General features: G+C 57.8%; 16 protein-coding genes and 1 other RNA gene. 10 read left to right on the forward strand and 7 right to left on the reverse strand.

Annotated features, from left to right (window positions below; translation table 11 throughout):
- Positions 1–7: 7 nt before the first annotated feature.
- The gene (locus tag U5A05_RS23435) at positions 8–565 is read right to left on the reverse strand and encodes a YecA/YgfB family protein (protein WP_261740205.1); all 558 of its coding nucleotides are present in this window, start codon (positions 563–565) and stop codon (positions 8–10) included.
- Positions 566–734: 169 nt separating this feature from the next.
- On the opposite strand from U5A05_RS23435, the gene U5A05_RS23440 reads away from it, so the two are divergent.
- The 4 genes from U5A05_RS23440 (at position 735) to U5A05_RS23455 (ending at position 2159) form a co-directional block, all read left to right on the forward strand.
- Positions 735–944 carry a TIGR02449 family protein gene (locus tag U5A05_RS23440; RefSeq protein ID WP_261740206.1) on the forward strand — a complete coding sequence of 70 codons (210 nt, stop codon included), beginning with the start codon at positions 735–737 and terminating at the stop codon, positions 942–944.
- Complete coding sequence (locus U5A05_RS23445; protein ID WP_261740207.1) at positions 941–1258, forward strand: cell division protein ZapA; 318 nt, start codon at positions 941–943, stop codon at positions 1256–1258. The genes U5A05_RS23440 and U5A05_RS23445 overlap by 4 nt, the downstream gene beginning before the upstream one ends.
- Positions 1259–1289: 31 nt before the next feature.
- A non-coding RNA gene (ssrS, locus tag U5A05_RS23450) (6S RNA) lies at positions 1290–1467 on the forward strand.
- Positions 1468–1553: 86 nt separating this feature from the next.
- On the forward strand, positions 1554–2159 hold the full coding sequence (locus U5A05_RS23455; RefSeq protein ID WP_261740208.1) for a 5-formyltetrahydrofolate cyclo-ligase: 606 nt from the start codon (positions 1554–1556) through the stop codon (positions 2157–2159).
- Positions 2160–2203: 44 nt separating this feature from the next.
- Here U5A05_RS23455 and U5A05_RS23460 read toward each other — a convergent pair whose 3' ends face one another.
- Complete coding sequence (locus U5A05_RS23460; RefSeq protein WP_261740209.1) at positions 2204–2353, reverse strand: hypothetical protein; 150 nt, start codon at positions 2351–2353, stop codon at positions 2204–2206.
- 196 nt (positions 2354–2549) lie between these two features.
- On the opposite strand from U5A05_RS23460, the gene U5A05_RS23465 reads away from it, so the two are divergent.
- The 4 genes from U5A05_RS23465 (at position 2550) to U5A05_RS23480 (ending at position 7952) form a co-directional block, all read left to right on the forward strand.
- On the forward strand, positions 2550–3011 hold the full coding sequence (locus U5A05_RS23465) for an EVE domain-containing protein (protein WP_261740210.1): 462 nt from the start codon (positions 2550–2552) through the stop codon (positions 3009–3011).
- Between the two features lie 128 nt (positions 3012–3139).
- Positions 3140–4105, forward strand: coding sequence for an HlyD family secretion protein (locus U5A05_RS23470; protein WP_261740211.1), 966 nt, complete (start codon positions 3140–3142; stop codon positions 4103–4105).
- On the forward strand, positions 4102–6834 hold the full coding sequence (gene rbbA / locus U5A05_RS23475; protein WP_321835066.1) for a ribosome-associated ATPase/putative transporter RbbA: 2733 nt from the start codon (positions 4102–4104) through the stop codon (positions 6832–6834). Before U5A05_RS23470 ends, rbbA begins: the two co-directional genes overlap by 4 nt.
- On the forward strand, positions 6834–7952 hold the full coding sequence (locus tag U5A05_RS23480) for an ABC transporter permease (RefSeq protein WP_321835068.1): 1119 nt from the start codon (positions 6834–6836) through the stop codon (positions 7950–7952). The genes rbbA and U5A05_RS23480 overlap by 1 nt, the downstream gene beginning before the upstream one ends.
- Before the next feature lie 27 nt (positions 7953–7979).
- Here the strand turns inward: U5A05_RS23480 and U5A05_RS23485 are convergent, their stop codons facing one another.
- Together U5A05_RS23485 and U5A05_RS23490 are read right to left on the reverse strand one after the other, a co-directional pair.
- Positions 7980–8384, reverse strand: a complete 405-nt coding sequence (locus U5A05_RS23485; RefSeq protein ID WP_261740214.1) for a flagellar basal body-associated protein FliL — start codon at positions 8382–8384, stop codon at positions 7980–7982.
- A gap of 52 nt (positions 8385–8436) precedes the next feature.
- The gene (locus U5A05_RS23490; protein ID WP_321835071.1) at positions 8437–9132 is read right to left on the reverse strand and encodes an energy transducer TonB; all 696 of its coding nucleotides are present in this window, start codon (positions 9130–9132) and stop codon (positions 8437–8439) included.
- Positions 9133–9486: 354 nt separating this feature from the next.
- On the opposite strand from U5A05_RS23490, the gene glpT reads away from it, so the two are divergent.
- Complete coding sequence (gene glpT / locus U5A05_RS23495) at positions 9487–10842, forward strand: glycerol-3-phosphate transporter (protein WP_261740216.1); 1356 nt, start codon at positions 9487–9489, stop codon at positions 10840–10842.
- Here the strand turns inward: glpT and U5A05_RS23500 are convergent.
- Positions 10839–11498 (reverse strand): gamma-glutamylcyclotransferase, encoded by a 660-nt coding sequence (locus U5A05_RS23500; protein WP_425262892.1) that lies wholly within the window; start codon positions 11496–11498, stop codon positions 10839–10841. The two genes, glpT and U5A05_RS23500, sit on opposite strands and share 4 nt — an antisense overlap.
- A 204-nt stretch (positions 11499–11702) precedes the next feature.
- Between U5A05_RS23500 and U5A05_RS23505 the strand changes: the two genes are divergently transcribed.
- Positions 11703–12182, forward strand: a complete 480-nt coding sequence (locus U5A05_RS23505; RefSeq protein ID WP_261740217.1) for a sn-glycerol-3-phosphate transporter — start codon at positions 11703–11705, stop codon at positions 12180–12182.
- A 107-nt stretch (positions 12183–12289) separates the two neighbouring features.
- Here the strand turns inward: U5A05_RS23505 and U5A05_RS23510 are convergent, their stop codons facing one another.
- Entirely contained in the window at positions 12290–13258 is a 969-nt protein-coding gene (locus U5A05_RS23510) for a CDP-6-deoxy-delta-3,4-glucoseen reductase (RefSeq protein WP_261740218.1), read from the reverse strand.
- Complete coding sequence (gene ubiD / locus U5A05_RS23515; protein ID WP_261740219.1) at positions 13258–14724, reverse strand: 4-hydroxy-3-polyprenylbenzoate decarboxylase; 1467 nt, start codon at positions 14722–14724, stop codon at positions 13258–13260. Before ubiD ends, U5A05_RS23510 begins: the two co-directional genes overlap by 1 nt.
- Positions 14725–14796 lie beyond the last annotated feature (72 nt).

A 14796-nucleotide genomic window follows, 5' to 3' on the forward strand; every position in this document is an offset into this window, starting at 1 on the left:
CGATCAATCAGTGCAGCGAAGGCTTGGCTGCAGCAGGTTCAGCGGTTTTTTTGGTTTCGGTGAACAGCAACAGCGGCGCAACGCGCAGGTATTCCATCACTTCCATGTAGTCGCTTTCGCCGTCTTCGGACTCTTCCAGTGCATCTTGCACCTGAGCAACGGCTGCCAGGTCGCGCAGCACCTCGTTGGCTTCATCGCTCAACGCGTAGGCGCGGCGGGTCAGGCCGAAACCGGAGAGGAAGCCCTGGCACCACTGACCCAATGCGGCGGCGCGCTCGGTCAGCGGTGTGTCATCGGTTGGCAGCAACAGCACAACGGTCATGTCGTCGCTGTTCAGCTCGCCCTTGACCATCTCTTGCAAACCGATCAAGGCATTGCGTACGTTGTCTTGTGGCTCGCCTGCCAACAGCTCGGCGGCTTCGACCAACCAGCCGTCGGCATCGAAACCGGCGCCAGCGCAACTGCGGCCCAACAAGTGGCCATGCAGTTCAGCAGGCGAAACGGAGTGGCCGCTGGCGGTCAGCAGGGTAACAAAGGCTTGATACGGGGAATTCTGAATAGGCATGGTCAGCTAGGCGCCAAGCGGCGCTATGTCTAGAATGGAGGGCTTGTATCCTAGCATCGGCTGACGTGCCAGACCATCAAGGCGTCAACTCGTTTGACATAGGGTCTGCTGGCACAACGAAACCTCAACAGGCCTTGGCCATCCATCAGAAATTACACAGTAGGACACAATGGAAGACACCGACCTGCATGCACTGATGGCCAGACTCGAGTTGCTAATTAGCCGAGTCGAGCAACTAAACCGTCAAAACGGACTCTTAATTGCTCAGGAAAAGACTTGGCGCGAGGAACGCGCGCACCTCATTGAAAAAAACGAAATCGCCCGACACAAGGTGGAATCGATGATTTCGCGCCTCAAAGCCCTGGAGCAAGACTCATGAGTTCAAGCAGTAGCGTCACCGTGCACATCCTCGATAAAGAGTATTCGATCATGTGCCCCCAGGAAGAACGGACCAACCTGGTGAGCGCCGCCCGCTACCTGGATGGCAAAATGCGTGAAATTCGCAGCAGCGGCAAAGTTATTGGCGCCGACCGTATCGCCGTGATGGCCGCGCTGAATATCACCCACGATCTGCTGCACAAGCAGGAAGTCGCCGAAGTTCAGACCAGCAGCGCCACCCGCGAGCAGGTACGCGACCTGCTGGAGCGCGTTGATCTGGTGTTGGCCACTGATCCGAACGAACGCCAAAGCTGATTCAAAAGGTTTCTTTGGGGTATACTCGCGCCACTCCCTGGAGTATTCGCCAGTTAGCGATGTCCCTGAGCCGATTCGCACTACCCTGGAGCTTGCACGTTGGGCCGGTGTGCATGTCCGCTAGACGGAAAGCCTTAAGGTCTACTGCAACTTCCACCTTGAACTTTCGGGTTCAAGGGCCAAGCCGACAGCGGTACGTCGGGGAGCCTGATTTACTAGCACAATGCCAGCCACCTGCTGGCATTGGCTTCCACGAGCCACCATCCGGTGTACTCGCTCCTGAACAGCACGCCATATGAACGAACCTGCGACGCCTACCCGCCCGCAACTTCGCCGAATGCTGCGTAAAGCCCGCCGCGACCTGTCGCCCTGCGAGCAACGCCAGGCCGCTCGCGGCCTGTACCGGCAACTGGCGCAACACCCGCTGTTTCGCCGCGCCAAACACATCTCTCTGTACCTGCCCACTGACGGTGAAATCGATCCGCGTCTGCTGCTGCGTGAAGCTCAGCGCCGAGGCAAGATTACCTATCTGCCAGTGCTCAGTGCCTGGCCAAGAACCAAGATGGTATTTCAGCGGGTTGCCCCCGGTGAAAAGCTGATGCCCAACCGTTTTCGTATTCTCGAACCACGCATCAACCGCGCACGCCAACGCAAGGTCTGGGCGCTCGACCTGGTGTTGTTGCCATTGGTGGGGTTTGATGCCACGGGAGGAAGACTGGGTATGGGTGGCGGTTTTTATGATCGCAGCCTGGCATATCAGGCAAGGCGCCAAAGCTGGCGCAAGCCGATACTACTGGGGCTGGCCCACGAGTGTCAGAAGGTCGAGAGTCTGGCTCAGGCCAGCTGGGATGTCCCTTTGCAGGGCACGGTCTCGGACAGGCAGTGGTACGTCGCCCACTGACAGCCATGGCATCGCGGGTGATGCAATGCCATCGTGATCAAGGTTTAGCGTTTGAAGGGTTGTACTTGCTGTTGCGCCAATTCAGCAGGCGCATCGATCGAGTTTGACCAGAGACTTTGTGCATAGCCAGTTGTAACCACACCCAAACCGAACAAAATAACCAATATCCACAGTAAATCCGGTTTGCGTTTCATCGATTGCCCCCCTTCAGGCAAATCAACACGATGACAGCAACGGTTTTTGGTATGGCCCGTGCAGCAGCGTCAAGCTTAAAAGTCGGGCATTTTGCGACAACACGAACACACACGCAAACTCTGACGTCAACCGACTGTCGGTTTATCAAAAAGTTGCCAGACAAAATAACCACGGCATATTTCTGGAGTAGCAAAAATGGCCTATTGGTTGATGAAATCCGAGCCTGACGAGTTCTCGATCAAGGATTTGCAGAAAATCGGCGAAGCGCGCTGGGACGGCGTGCGCAACTATCAAGCGCGTAACTTTATGCGTGCCATGGCGGTGGGTGATTTGTTCTTTTTCTATCATTCCAGTTGCCCCGAGCCGGGTATTGCCGGGATTGGTCGCATTTGCGAGGCCGCTTACCCGGACCCGACCGCGCTCGACCCGCAAAGCCATTATTTCGACCCCAAGGCCAGCGCCGAGAAAAACCCTTGGAGCGCGCTGCAAGTCGCCCATGAGCAGACCTTCCCGCGAGTGATCAAACTCGACTACCTCAAACAACAAACCGCACTGGCCGAAATGCCGCTGGTACAAAAAGGCAGCCGCCTTTCAGTGATGCCCGTGACCCCGGAGCAATGGGCTGCTATCGCAGAGCTTCAAGCTGCAAGGGATTAGCTTAAAGCTAAAAACTTGCCGCTTGCAGCTCAAAAGCCGTCTACGCTCTGGTCTTCCTTTGACTGGCATCAAGTGGTTTTTGCCTTGAAACCGTCAAACTAGAGCGCTCTGTGACACAGGATGTCGGCATGTCTAGCAATCACCGTATTTCCCACTATTTCGTTATCCCCTTGGCTGTCTTGCTGATTGCAGCAGGCGGGTTCGGTTATTGGAAATCCCAGCACGACCGCCTCCCTGAAGGCATCAGCATGGGCAACGGTCGGCTCGAAGCCACTGAAGTGCAAATCGCGGCAAAAACCCCGGGCCGACTGGCCGAAGTACTGGTCGACGAGGGCGATCGCGTGACCCTGGGCCAACTGCTGGCCCGCATGGACACCCGCACCCTGGAAGCCAGCCGCGCGCAAGCCGAAGCCGAAGTACTGCGCGCCCGCCAAACCTTGGCCGCCAACGAAGCCAACGTGCAATTACGCCAAAGCGAAAAACTGCTGGCCAGCCAGGAACTCGCGCGTTTTCGTCAACTGTCCCAGCGTGGTTTTGCCAGCGGCCAACAACTGGACCAGCAACAGGCCCGGTTCGACACCAGTAACGCAGCAGTGACCGCAGCCCAGGCCCAGGTCGCTGCCGCCAAAGCCGCCATTGGCTCATCCCAAGCTCAGGTCGCACAACTGACCAGCGAAATCGATGACAGCAGCCTGCGCGCACCTATCAACGGCGTAATCCAGTTGCGCCTCGCCGAACCGGGCGAAGTGCTGGGCGCAGGCGGACGGGTCTTCATGATGATCGACCCAAGCGACCAGTACATGAATCTGTACTTGCCCGCTTCGGTGGTCGGCAAACTGACGGTCGGCGCCGACGCTCGCATTGTGCTCGACGCCCTGCCCGATCAGGCGCTGCCGGCAAAAATTACTTTTGTTGCCGCCAAATCGCAATTCACCCCCAAAGAAGTCGAAACTCGCGACGAGCGGCAAAAGCTGGTGTTTCGGGTCAAACTGCGCCTCACCGACCCAAGCGCCGTGCCACAGGCCAAGCCAGGCATGCCGGGTGCAGGCTATGTGCGAACCGCCGACGTGAACTGGCCGGCTAATTTGCAATGAGCGATCTGGCGCTCAACGCCAGTGGCATCAACCACTGGTACGGCAAACAGCAAGCGCTGTTCGATATTACCTTCAGCCTGCCCAAAGGCACGCGCTGCGGGCTGATCGGCCCGGATGGCGCGGGTAAATCGAGCCTGCTGGGGCTGATTGCCGGGGTCAAAAAACTGCAACAAGGCGCCCTTGAGGTACTTGGCGGCCCGATTGACAACCGCCGTCACCGCAACACCCTGTACCCGTTGATAGCCTTTATGCCCCAGGGCTTGGGCGGCAACCTGTATCCCGAACTGTCGATCAGCGAAAACATCCGTTTTTTCGGCACCCTGTTCGGCCTGTCAAAAGACGACTGCGAACAGCGCATGGCCGAGCTGCTCAAGGCCACCGATCTTGAGCGTTTTGCCGAACGCCCGGCGGGCAAGCTGTCGGGCGGGATGAAGCAAAAGCTCGGGCTGTGCTGCGCGTTGATTCACGAGCCGGACTTGCTGATCCTCGACGAGCCCACCACCGGCGTCGATCCGCTGTCGCGGCGGCGTTTCTGGGAGCTGGTGGACGACGTACGCAGCCAGCGCCCGCAACTCACGCTGCTGGTGGCGACTGCCTATATGGAAGAAGCCGAGCAGTTTGAGCACTGCCTGATGCTTGATCGCGGCAAATTGATTGCTTCAGGGTTAAGTCAGGAATTGGCGGCGGCCACCGGCACCGGAAAACTCGACGAGGCCTTTACCCATTACCAGGGCGACAGCGGCCACAGCAATGAACCGCTGGTGATCCCGCCTCGCACCAGCGACAACAGCGATATCGCCATTGAAGCCCACGACCTGACGCTTAAGTTCGGTGACTTTACGGCGGTGAACAAGGTCAGTTTTGCCATTGGCCGAGGTGAGATTTTCGGCTTTTTGGGTTCCAACGGCTGTGGCAAAACAACCACCATGAAAGTCCTGACCGGGCTGATGCCAGCCACCGAGGGCAGCGCCAAACTGCTCGGCAACCCGGTGAATGCCAAAGACCTGGCCACCCGCAAACGGGTTGGTTTTATGTCGCAAAGTTTCTCGCTGTACGGCGAGTTGAGCGTGCGACAAAACCTGGTGCTGCACGCGCAACTCTTCGACTTGCCCAAGGCTGAAAGCGAGCCGCGTATCGAAGAGCTGATCGAACGTTTCGACCTCGGCGCTGTGGCCGCACAGCAGTCCGGAGAACTGCCGCTGGGCCTGCGCCAGCGTTTGTCGCTGGCGGTTGCCGTGCTGCATCGCCCCGAAGTGCTGATCCTCGATGAGCCGACCTCCGGCGTCGACCCGGCCGCCCGTGATGACTTTTGGCGCCTGCTGATCGAGTTGTCTCGCGAGCAGGGGGTGACCATCTTTTTGTCCACCCACTTTATGAACGAAGCCCAGCGCTGCGACCGCATCTCGCTGATGCACGCAGGCAAGGTACTTGCCTGCGATACCCCCGATGCGCTGCAACAACAGTTCAAGGGTGACACGCTGGAAGCCGCTTTCGTTACCTGCCTGGAGCAGGCACAAAACGATCAGGGGGCCAGCCCTGAACCTGCGGCAGAGCCTGGCGCCACGTCGGTCGTCAAAGCACCGCCGCCGGTCAGTAAAAGAGGCTTTAGCCTGACCCGACTGATCGCCGTCGCCAGCCGTGAATCCAAAGAACTGCTGCGCGACAAAGTGCGTATGGCCTTCGCCTTGCTGGGTGCAGTGTTCATGATGGTGATTTTTGGCTACGGCATTTCGCTGGACGTCGAGAACCTTGCCTTCGCTGTCTACGATCAGGACCAGAGCCCGCAAAGCCGGGCCTATCTCGAAGCATTCCGGGGTTCACGCTACTTCGAAGAGCACGCCCCAATCCGTAGTGCTGACGAGTTGCACAAGCGCCTGCAGCGCTCGGAAATCAAAATCGCGCTGGAGATCCCGCCGGGCTTTGGCCGCGATTTGTATGCCGGGCGCCAGCCTACGGTTGCTGCTTGGCTTGATGGCGGCATGCCGTTTCGCGCCGAAACCAGCCGTAGCTATGTGCAGGCCGTGCATCAGGCCAACCTTGCACAACTGGCCACCCTGAGCAGCCTGGCGCAAAACAGGCAGGCCGCTGCCAAGCTTGAAACCCGTTTTCGCTACAACCAGGATGTGATCAGCGTAAACGCCATCGGTCCGGGCGTGATGGCGCTGATTCTCGCGTTTATCCCGGCCATGCTGACCGCACTGGGCATCGTGCGTGAAAAAGAGCTGGGCTCGATCACCAACTTCTATGCCACACCGCTGACGCGCCTTGAATTTCTGTTGGGCAAGCAGGCGCCGTACCTGGCGGTGAGCCTGGTCAACCTGGCATTGCTGGTGGCCATGAACCGCTGGCTGTTTGGCGTACCGTTCAAAGGCAGCGGGATTACTCTGGCGCTGGGCGGGCTGCTGTATGTGTTGTCGACCACCAGCATGGGCCTGTTGATTTCCGCATTCACCCGCACCCAGATCGCAGCGATCCTGGGCACCATGATCATCACCAGCTTGCCGACTATTCAGTTTTCTGGGTTGCTTGTGCCGCGCTCCTCACTGGAGGGTGCGTCGGCACTGATGGGCATGCTGTTCCCGGCCGGGCACTTCCTCGATATTGCGGTGGGCACCTTCACCAAAGCGCTCGACCTGCGGCAACTGTGGCCGCAGTGCCTGGCGCTGTTTGGCTTTTTTGTCGCGTTTACCGGGCTGAGTCTGATCATGCTCAAGAAGCAGGAGGTTTGATGCACAAGCTCTCGCACATCCTGCGTCTTGGCCTTAAAGAGCTCACCAGCCTGCGGCATGACAGCGTGCTGCTGCTGTTTTTGCTCTATGCCTTTACGGTGGCGATTTATATGCCCGCCTCGAGTTCTATCATCGGTGTGCACAACGCCAGCGTTGCCATCATTGATGAAGACCACAGCCCTCTGTCACGCAAACTCAGTGAATCGCTGCTGCCGCCAGAGTTCAAAACGCCGCAAGCCTTGCCTTATGACCAGCTCGATCAAGCGATGGATAACGGCCAATACACGTTTGTGATCAATGTGCCGGCCAACTTCCAGGCTGACTTGCTGGCAGGCCGCGAACCCGGTGTGCAAGTCAACATCGACGCGACTGCCATGAGCCAGGCCTTTATGGGCGCGGGATACATCGGGCAGATCTTCCAGCGGGAACTGATCAACTATTCTGGCCAGGGTGACGCGGCCACTAAAGCCCCGGCACTGATCTCCAGCCGCGCGTTGTTCAACCCCAATCTGGAAGGCGGATGGTTTTTGGCCGTGATCCAGATCGTCAACAACATCACCATTCTGGCCATTGTGCTAACGGGCACCGCCCTGCTGCGCGAGCGCGAACACGGAACCCTCGACCATTTGCTGGTGCTGCCGCTGACGGCGCTGGAAATCATGCTGGCAAAAATCTGGAGCAACATGCTGGTCGTGGTGCTGTGCACCTGGATATCGCTGGAAGTGGTGGTGAAGTGGGCGCTAGGAGTGCCGCTGGCGGGGTCGCTGACCCTGTTTTTGCTGGTTACCGCGCTGTATCTGTTCGCCAGCACCGCGCTGGGGATCTTCCTCGCCACATTGGCCCGTTCAACCCCGCAATTCGGTCTGCTGGCGATCCCGGTGATCATCCCGATGCTCTTGCTCTCGGGCGGCAGCACACCGCTGGACAGCATGCCCGTGTGGCTGCAATGGGTGATGCAGTGCTCGCCGTCGACTCACTTTGTAAGCTTGAGCGCGGCGATCCTGTTCCGCGGTGCGGGAGTGAGCGTGGTGTGGCCTGACTTGCTGGCACTGGCCGGTATCGGACTGGTGTTTTTCGCCATTGCTCTGGCGCGGTTTCGCAAGAGCCTTGCCTCGTAAGCCCGCTCCCACCGGGTCTACGGCGCCCTACTGAACAATCAAATTGTTAAACAGCAGGTCGTCGACCATCGGCTTGCCGGTTTCGTCGGTCATCACTTGCTGGATTTGCTTCAAGGCATCCTGGCGCAGCTTTTCCTTGGCTTCGACACTGCCCAGGGTTTCGCTGGTCTGCTGGGTAAAAAGCCCCACCAACTGATTGCGAATCAGCGGATCATTGGCTTTAACTGCCTTGGCCGCCTCGGCACCCGTCACGCGCAAGGAAATATCGGCCTTGTAGACTTTGAGCCTTGAGCTACCGTCCAGGCCGTAGTTGCCCACGAATGGCGGGCTCAGGGTGATATAGCTGACCTTGTCGCCGCCTTCTTGTTCCTCTTGCGCGACTGCCGCCATCGGCAAGGACAGGGCCAGCATCAACATGATCCACGCTTTCACAATTCGCTCCTTTGTTCGGTTTGAGGGCAAGCATACGGGGCTGCTTGCAGGCCTATCCACCGTTATCGGCCAGCACCTGCAAAGCCATAGGCCTGTGAGCCTGGCTTGTGCTCACCTCTTCGACCCTTGCAGCCTCCATCATCAGTAGCGTCCTGACGCTCTCGGGCAAAATATCCATAAACTTGCGGCTGCGTTTTTGCTGGCAGGTCTGCACCACCCTTACCATCCCTTGTGACAGATCAAACAGCGCCACTGCCAACTGCTCGCTGGAATATTTTTTCGCAATATACGCGCCAACTAACCAGTCGTGAGTGGCCATAAACAATTTCAGCTGTGCCAGCGGCATGTTGATCTTGCGCCGCATGTAACGTTCGACCTCGGTATTGAGTTGCCGGCAAGTGGCCCCGCCCAGATCAAAATCGCGCAGATCGGTCACCGAACTGCGGCTCGTGTCAAAACTGAACACTAGCGGCGCGTTGACTTCGACTTGCGCAGGGTTATCTCCCTCCAGCGGCCAGGTCGAGAATCGCCACTGGCGGACGACCTTCAAGGTGGCCCCGGAAAATTGCGGATGAGTGCTGTAGATAATTTGCGGATCGACCACCGAGCCGTCGGCGTTGACCATAAAGCGCACCCAGACCTCGCCAGACAGTTTGATACGCTGCAGATCAATTGGATATTCAGGTTTGACGACATGCTCGATCGAAGGTGGATAGCCTTTCGCCCATACACTCAATGTCATCAACATACCCAGCACCATCAATACACATTTCATACCTTCCCCCCGCAATTGCACCAAACCGCGCCCACATGGGTGCAGAGGGGGAAATACTATTAATGTGCTGCCCAATTTCTCAGTTCATGGGCTCCGATCCTGCCGTGGGATGGCTCCGATTGCACATAGGGCCGCCGCCTACTTAAACATTCGCTGCCGATAAATTCGTCATCCCTATGGATAGTTTTATATCCACACGCCATGTTCATTAGTGAAAACAGCATGCTGGATATTTCCTTCAACACCTGAAGACAATGCCTGTCATTTTCAGTAACGAAAATGTAACGTTCGTGCTCGCTGATATAACAAGAAATTTGGAGCTCTTGAATGTTTGCTTTTTTCCGACCTGCCGCACACCAGGCTCCCCTGCCTGAAGAAAAAATAGACAGCACTTATCGACGACTGCGCTGGCAGATTTTCGCCGGTATTTTCTTCGGTTACGCGGGGTACTACCTGCTGCGTAAAAACTTCTCGCTGGCCATGCCGTACCTGATCGACGAGGGTTATACCCGGGGTCAGCTGGGTGTCGCGATGTCAGCGATTGCCATTGCTTACGGCTTGTCAAAGTTCCTTATGGGACTGGTGTCAGACCGCTCTAATCCGCGCTTCTTCTTGCCCTTTGGCTTGTTGATTTCAGCCGGCGTGATGTTCATTTTCGGTTTCGCACCTTGGGCAACGTCCAGCGTGACCATGATGTTCATTTTGCTGTTTATCAACGGCTGGGCGCAGGGCATGGGCTGGCCGCCGAGTGGCCGGACCATGGTTCACTGGTGGTCGCAGAAGGAGCGCGGCGGTGTGGTATCGGTATGGAACGTGGCTCACAACGTGGGCGGCGGCCTGATCGGCCCGCTGTTTTTGCTGGGCATGGCCTGGTTCAACGACTGGCACGCCGCCTTCTATGTGCCCGCGACGGTTGCCCTGGTGGTAGCGTTATTTGCGTTTATTGCCATGCGCGATACCCCGCAGTCTGTCGGTTTGCCGCCGATTGAGCAGTACAAGAATGATTACCCGGTGGGTTACGACTCCAGCCACGAAGACGAATTCAGCGCCAAAGAGATCTTCGTCAAATACGTGCTGCGCAACAAAATGCTCTGGTACATCGCCATGGCTAACGTGTTCGTTTACCTGCTGCGTTACGGCGTACTGGACTGGGCGCCTACCTATCTCAAGGAAGCCAAGCATTTCACGGTGGATACCACCTCGTGGGCATACTTCTTCTATGAGTGGGCGGGAATTCCAGGCACGTTGCTGTGCGGCTGGATGTCGGACAAAATTTTCCGCGGCAATCGCGGCCTGACCGGCATTGTATTTATGTCGCTGGTGACGGTCGCAACGCTGGTTTACTGGCTCAACCCGCCGGGAAACCCGACCGTCGACATGATCGCGCTGTTCTCTATCGGCTTCCTGATTTACGGGCCGGTGATGCTGATCGGTTTGCAGGCGCTGGAACTGGCACCGAAGAAAGCTGCAGGAACAGCCGCGGGCTTCACCGGGCTGTTCGGCTACCTGGGCGGCTCGGTCGCGGCCAGTGCGGCCATGGGCTATCTGGTTGACCACTTCGGTTGGGATGGCGGCTTTGTGCTGTTGATCAGCGCGTGCCTGTTGGCCATCGCGTTTATGATCCCGACGTTGCGCCACAAAAATACGGCCAGTGAAGAACGTGCGGTCAGCGCTCCCGCTTAAGGCGTGACCGGCCCACAGCGCTTGAGTCGCGCCTCCAGGTTTCGATCTGGCATGGCGTGACTGCGCAGGGCGTTTACGGTCTGCTCGACATAATCGCGAGTAGTGCCGTAGCGCCCACTGGCGTTGGCCAGTACCTGGCTCAACACGCCATCCGGCAGGTTGCCCGCATAGCTGGGCAGATGTCGCTCCAGCACAAACCCCAAGGCCTGCACCTGACTGCCATCTTCGAGTCGGCAGGTAAGCCAGTGAGGACGATACGAGGGCACCGGCATTTCGCGCAGCCACAGGGCGTAGAGCGAGGCGTCGAGGTTGTCTTCGGGCAAGCGATAAGCAAAGCCACTGCATGAACCACCACGGTCCAGGCCAAACACCAGGCCCGGCCATTGCGGCGTGCCGCGATGCTCGTGGGACCACAGATACAACCCGCGATGGTAGCCATGCACCCGGCCACGCACACGCTCGACCGCCGTGCATTCTGGACGCCAGATCAGGGAGCCATACGCAAACAACCAAACCGGCCCGCCTTGGTGACGCGCCATAGTGCTGTGCATGGAGTTGAGCAATTGCTCCGGGGTCAACGGCGCCCCTAGGTCGAGTCGCGGCGGATAAGCCAGATTCAAGCAGGTAGATTCACGGGTAGTTATCGCAGAAGGCATTGGGTCCTACAGGCATTACATGCAGTAAACAAAATAACGACCTGAATCTTATAGCACCCAATACGCTATGGCCCGCCCAGCAAGACGTATGGCTCGGCGACTTCACATATGCAACTAGACTCAAAACGGCTTTCGTTCAGGGATTCTTCAAACAATCCCTTTATAGTTGCCAGCCACAGGCGCACACCCAACAGAGGTTGTTACATGAAAAACATTGGGATCTGCTACCTGTTGATATTGGCGTATGCCAGTTCAGCACTGGCACAAGATGACACACAGCAAAAAGAAGATGGCTTCTGGTATCTGCAAACCAGTGTCTATACCCGACACTTTTCGCCAGATTCAGAACACAACAACAATCAGGATTTGATCGGCATTGAGCACCATGACGCTTCAGGCTGGTTGTTCGGCGGAGCGACCTTTCGCAACTCATTTAGACAGCGTTCGTATTACGCCTATGCAGGCAAACGCTTTGATAGCGACACGTACCCGGTATACCTGAAGCTGACAGGCGGCCTGCTGGAAGGCTACCACGGTGAATACCAGGACAAGATTCCGCTCAACCGCTTCGGTGTAGCCCCGGTGATTATTCCCTCGGTCGGCGCTTACTACGGCCCGGTAGCAGCCGAGTTGGTGCTGCTAGGTTTCAATGCGGCAATGATTACCACCGGCCTGCGCTTTTGAAACTTGCTATGACGTAGTCGCTGCCGAGGCACGAAGGCTGCGAGCTTTAAATTTTAACAGCTCGCAGCCTTCGTGCCTCGGCAGCGACTACGGATGTTGCGTTGTGCTCAAGGCCGCGGGCAATAGGCAAACACATCGGCACGCATCTGGTGTGCGTCCATGCCTGCAGCCACCAGCGCATCAAGAGTGCCGTAGATCATCGCAGGCGAGCCGCTGGCATAAACATGCACGCTGGCCAGATCGCTGATGTCTTCACACACTGCCTCATGCAACATGCCGCACCGCCCTTCCCAGCCACACAAGTCACTCACCACCTTGTGCAGGAACAGGTTGGGGATTTTCTCCCACTCAGCCCACTGTTCCAGGGTGTAGAAGTCCTCGGGACGACGTACACCCCAGTACAGATGCACCGGATGCTTGAAGCCTTTGGCGCGGCAATGCTCGATCAGGCTGTGCATTTGCGCCATGCCGGTGCCAGCAGCGATCAAGACCAACGGCCCGTCCGGCAGTTCGGACAAATGGGTGTCACCAAACGGCAGCTCAAGACGAACCATTTTGTTGCGCTGCAGTTGTTCGATCAGGCGCCGCGCGCTGTCTTCGCGCACCAGCACATGCAGTTCAAGGTCGCGCCCCGAATGCGGCGCGCTGGCCAGCGAAAACGCCGATTTATCGCCGTTTTCACGTTCCAGCATCACGTATTGTCCGGCGTGATAACGCGGTGGCTTGCCCGCAGGTGCACGCAAGCGCACCCGCCACACATCGCCACCCATATCGACACATTCGGTCAATTGACACGCCAGGCTACGCACCGGTAACTCTCCCAACGCAAGCACGCCATCCCACAACACTACACAGTCTTCCAGCGGCGCCGCCAGGCAGGTGTAAAACTCGCCGTGATCACGCACATCACCCGCCTGCTCCACCTGACCCTCAACCAGCAAGGCCGCACACACGTGGCAATTACCATTGCGACAGCTCTGTGGGCATTCATAGCCCAAACGCTGCGCCGCATCCAGAATTCGCTCGCCAGGCAAGGTTTCCAGTACCGCACCTGAAGGCTGCAAGGTTACACGCATCAATCTATTCCTAATTGATTCCAGATGTCATCGATCCGGCGAGTGACCGCCTCATCCTTGACGATGACCCGGCCCCATTCGCGGGTGGTTTCACCCGGCCATTTATTGGTCGCATCCAGCCCCATCTTCGAACCCAGGCCGGAAACCGGTGAGGCAAAGTCGAGGTAATCGATTGGCGTGTTGTCGATCATCACCGTGTCGCGCTTGGGGTCCATGCGCGTGGTAATGGCCCAGATCACGTCGTTCCAGTCGCGGGCATTGATGTCGTCGTCAGTGACGATAACGAATTTGGTGTACATGAACTGGCGCAAAAACGACCACACACCCAGCATTACGCGCTTGGCATGTCCCGGATACTGCTTTTTGATGGTCACGATGGCCATGCGGTACGAGCAGCCTTCGGGTGGCAAGTAGAAGTCGGTGATTTCCGGAAACTGCTTTTGCAGGATCGGCACAAACACTTCGTTCAGCGCCACACCCAAAATCGCCGGTTCATCCGGTGGACGGCCGGTATAGGTGCTGTGGTAGATCGGTTTGACCCGATGGGTGATGCGCTCGACAGTGAACACCGGGAAGCTGTCGACTTCGTTGTAGTAACCGGTATGGTCGCCGTACGGGCCTTCTGGGGCCATCTCACCGGGATGAATCACGCCTTCAAGGATGATTTCTGCAGTGGCAGGCACTTGCAGGTCGTTGCCACGGCACTTCACCAGCTCGGTGCGATTGCCCCGCAGCAAGCCCGCAAAGGCGTACTCCGACAAGCTGTCCGGCACAGGGGTCACAGCACCGAGAATGGTCGCTGGGTCAGCACCCAGGGCCACGGATACCGGGAATGGCTGGCCAGGGTGTTTTTCGCACCAGTCACGGTAATCCAGCGCGCCGCCACGGTGGCTCAACCAGCGCATGATGACCTTGTTGCGGCCAATCACCTGCTGGCGATAAATGCCCAGGTTCTGACGCTCCTTGTTCGGCCCCTTGGTCACGGTCAGGCCCCAGGTAATCAGCGGCGCAACGTCACCCGGCCAGCAGTGCTGAACCGGCAACAGGCCAAGATCGACGTCATCACCTTCGATGACCACTTCCTGGCACACCGCGTCTTTGACGACTTTGGGGGCCATGGCAATGATCTTGCGGAAGATCGGCAGCTTGGACCATGCGTCTTTCAAACCTTTAGGCGGCTCAGGCTCCTTGAGGAACGCCAGCAGCTTGCCGATTTCACGCAACTCACTGACCGCCTCGGCACCCATGCCCAAGGCCACGCGCTCCGGCGTACCAAACAGGTTACCGAGCACCGGAATGTCGTAGCCCACCGGGTTTTCAAACAGTAAAGCCGGACCTTTCGCACGCAAAGTACGGTCGCAGATTTCTGTCATTTCCAGCTTGGGAGACACTGGAACCTGGATGCGCTTGAGTTCGCCGCGCTTTTCCAGGCCGCTAATAAAGTCGCGTAAGTCGCGATACTGCATGCTTGAGCCTCATAGTGGCCGTGGCGTTGGGAAGCAGAGTGTAGCGCCCAAGCCGTCTGTTCTGAAGGGAGA

The organism is Pseudomonas kulmbachensis, from assembly GCF_963681935.1.
GTDB classification, from domain to species: domain Bacteria; phylum Pseudomonadota; class Gammaproteobacteria; order Pseudomonadales; family Pseudomonadaceae; genus Aquipseudomonas; species Aquipseudomonas kulmbachensis.

What these genes read in the sequence shown, in the direction of transcription:
- U5A05_RS23470 (WP_261740211.1), top strand. Translation starts at nt 3,140, where the DNA reads ATGTCTAGCAATCACCGTATTTCCCACTATTTCGTTATCCCCTTGGCT.
- U5A05_RS23455 (WP_261740208.1), top strand. Translation starts at nt 1,554, where the DNA reads ATGAACGAACCTGCGACGCCTACCCGCCCGCAACTTCGCCGAATGCTG.
- glpT (WP_261740216.1), top strand. Translation starts at nt 9,487, where the DNA reads ATGTTTGCTTTTTTCCGACCTGCCGCACACCAGGCTCCCCTGCCTGAA.
- U5A05_RS23505 (WP_261740217.1), top strand. Translation starts at nt 11,703, where the DNA reads ATGAAAAACATTGGGATCTGCTACCTGTTGATATTGGCGTATGCCAGT.
- U5A05_RS23460 (WP_261740209.1), bottom strand. Translation starts at nt 2,353, where the DNA reads ATGAAACGCAAACCGGATTTACTGTGGATATTGGTTATTTTGTTCGGT.
- ubiD (WP_261740219.1), bottom strand. Translation starts at nt 14,724, where the DNA reads ATGCAGTATCGCGACTTACGCGACTTTATTAGCGGCCTGGAAAAGCGC.
- U5A05_RS23510 (WP_261740218.1), bottom strand. Translation starts at nt 13,258, where the DNA reads ATGCGTGTAACCTTGCAGCCTTCAGGTGCGGTACTGGAAACCTTGCCT.
- rbbA (WP_321835066.1), top strand. Translation starts at nt 4,102, where the DNA reads ATGAGCGATCTGGCGCTCAACGCCAGTGGCATCAACCACTGGTACGGC.
- U5A05_RS23480 (WP_321835068.1), top strand. Translation starts at nt 6,834, where the DNA reads ATGCACAAGCTCTCGCACATCCTGCGTCTTGGCCTTAAAGAGCTCACC.
- U5A05_RS23500 (WP_425262892.1), bottom strand. Translation starts at nt 11,498, where the DNA reads ATGCCTTCTGCGATAACTACCCGTGAATCTACCTGCTTGAATCTGGCT.
- U5A05_RS23440 (WP_261740206.1), top strand. Translation starts at nt 735, where the DNA reads ATGGAAGACACCGACCTGCATGCACTGATGGCCAGACTCGAGTTGCTA.
- U5A05_RS23445 (WP_261740207.1), top strand. Translation starts at nt 941, where the DNA reads ATGAGTTCAAGCAGTAGCGTCACCGTGCACATCCTCGATAAAGAGTAT.
- U5A05_RS23490 (WP_321835071.1), bottom strand. Translation starts at nt 9,132, where the DNA reads ATGTTGATGACATTGAGTGTATGGGCGAAAGGCTATCCACCTTCGATC.
- U5A05_RS23465 (WP_261740210.1), top strand. Translation starts at nt 2,550, where the DNA reads ATGGCCTATTGGTTGATGAAATCCGAGCCTGACGAGTTCTCGATCAAG.
- U5A05_RS23435 (WP_261740205.1), bottom strand. Translation starts at nt 565, where the DNA reads ATGCCTATTCAGAATTCCCCGTATCAAGCCTTTGTTACCCTGCTGACC.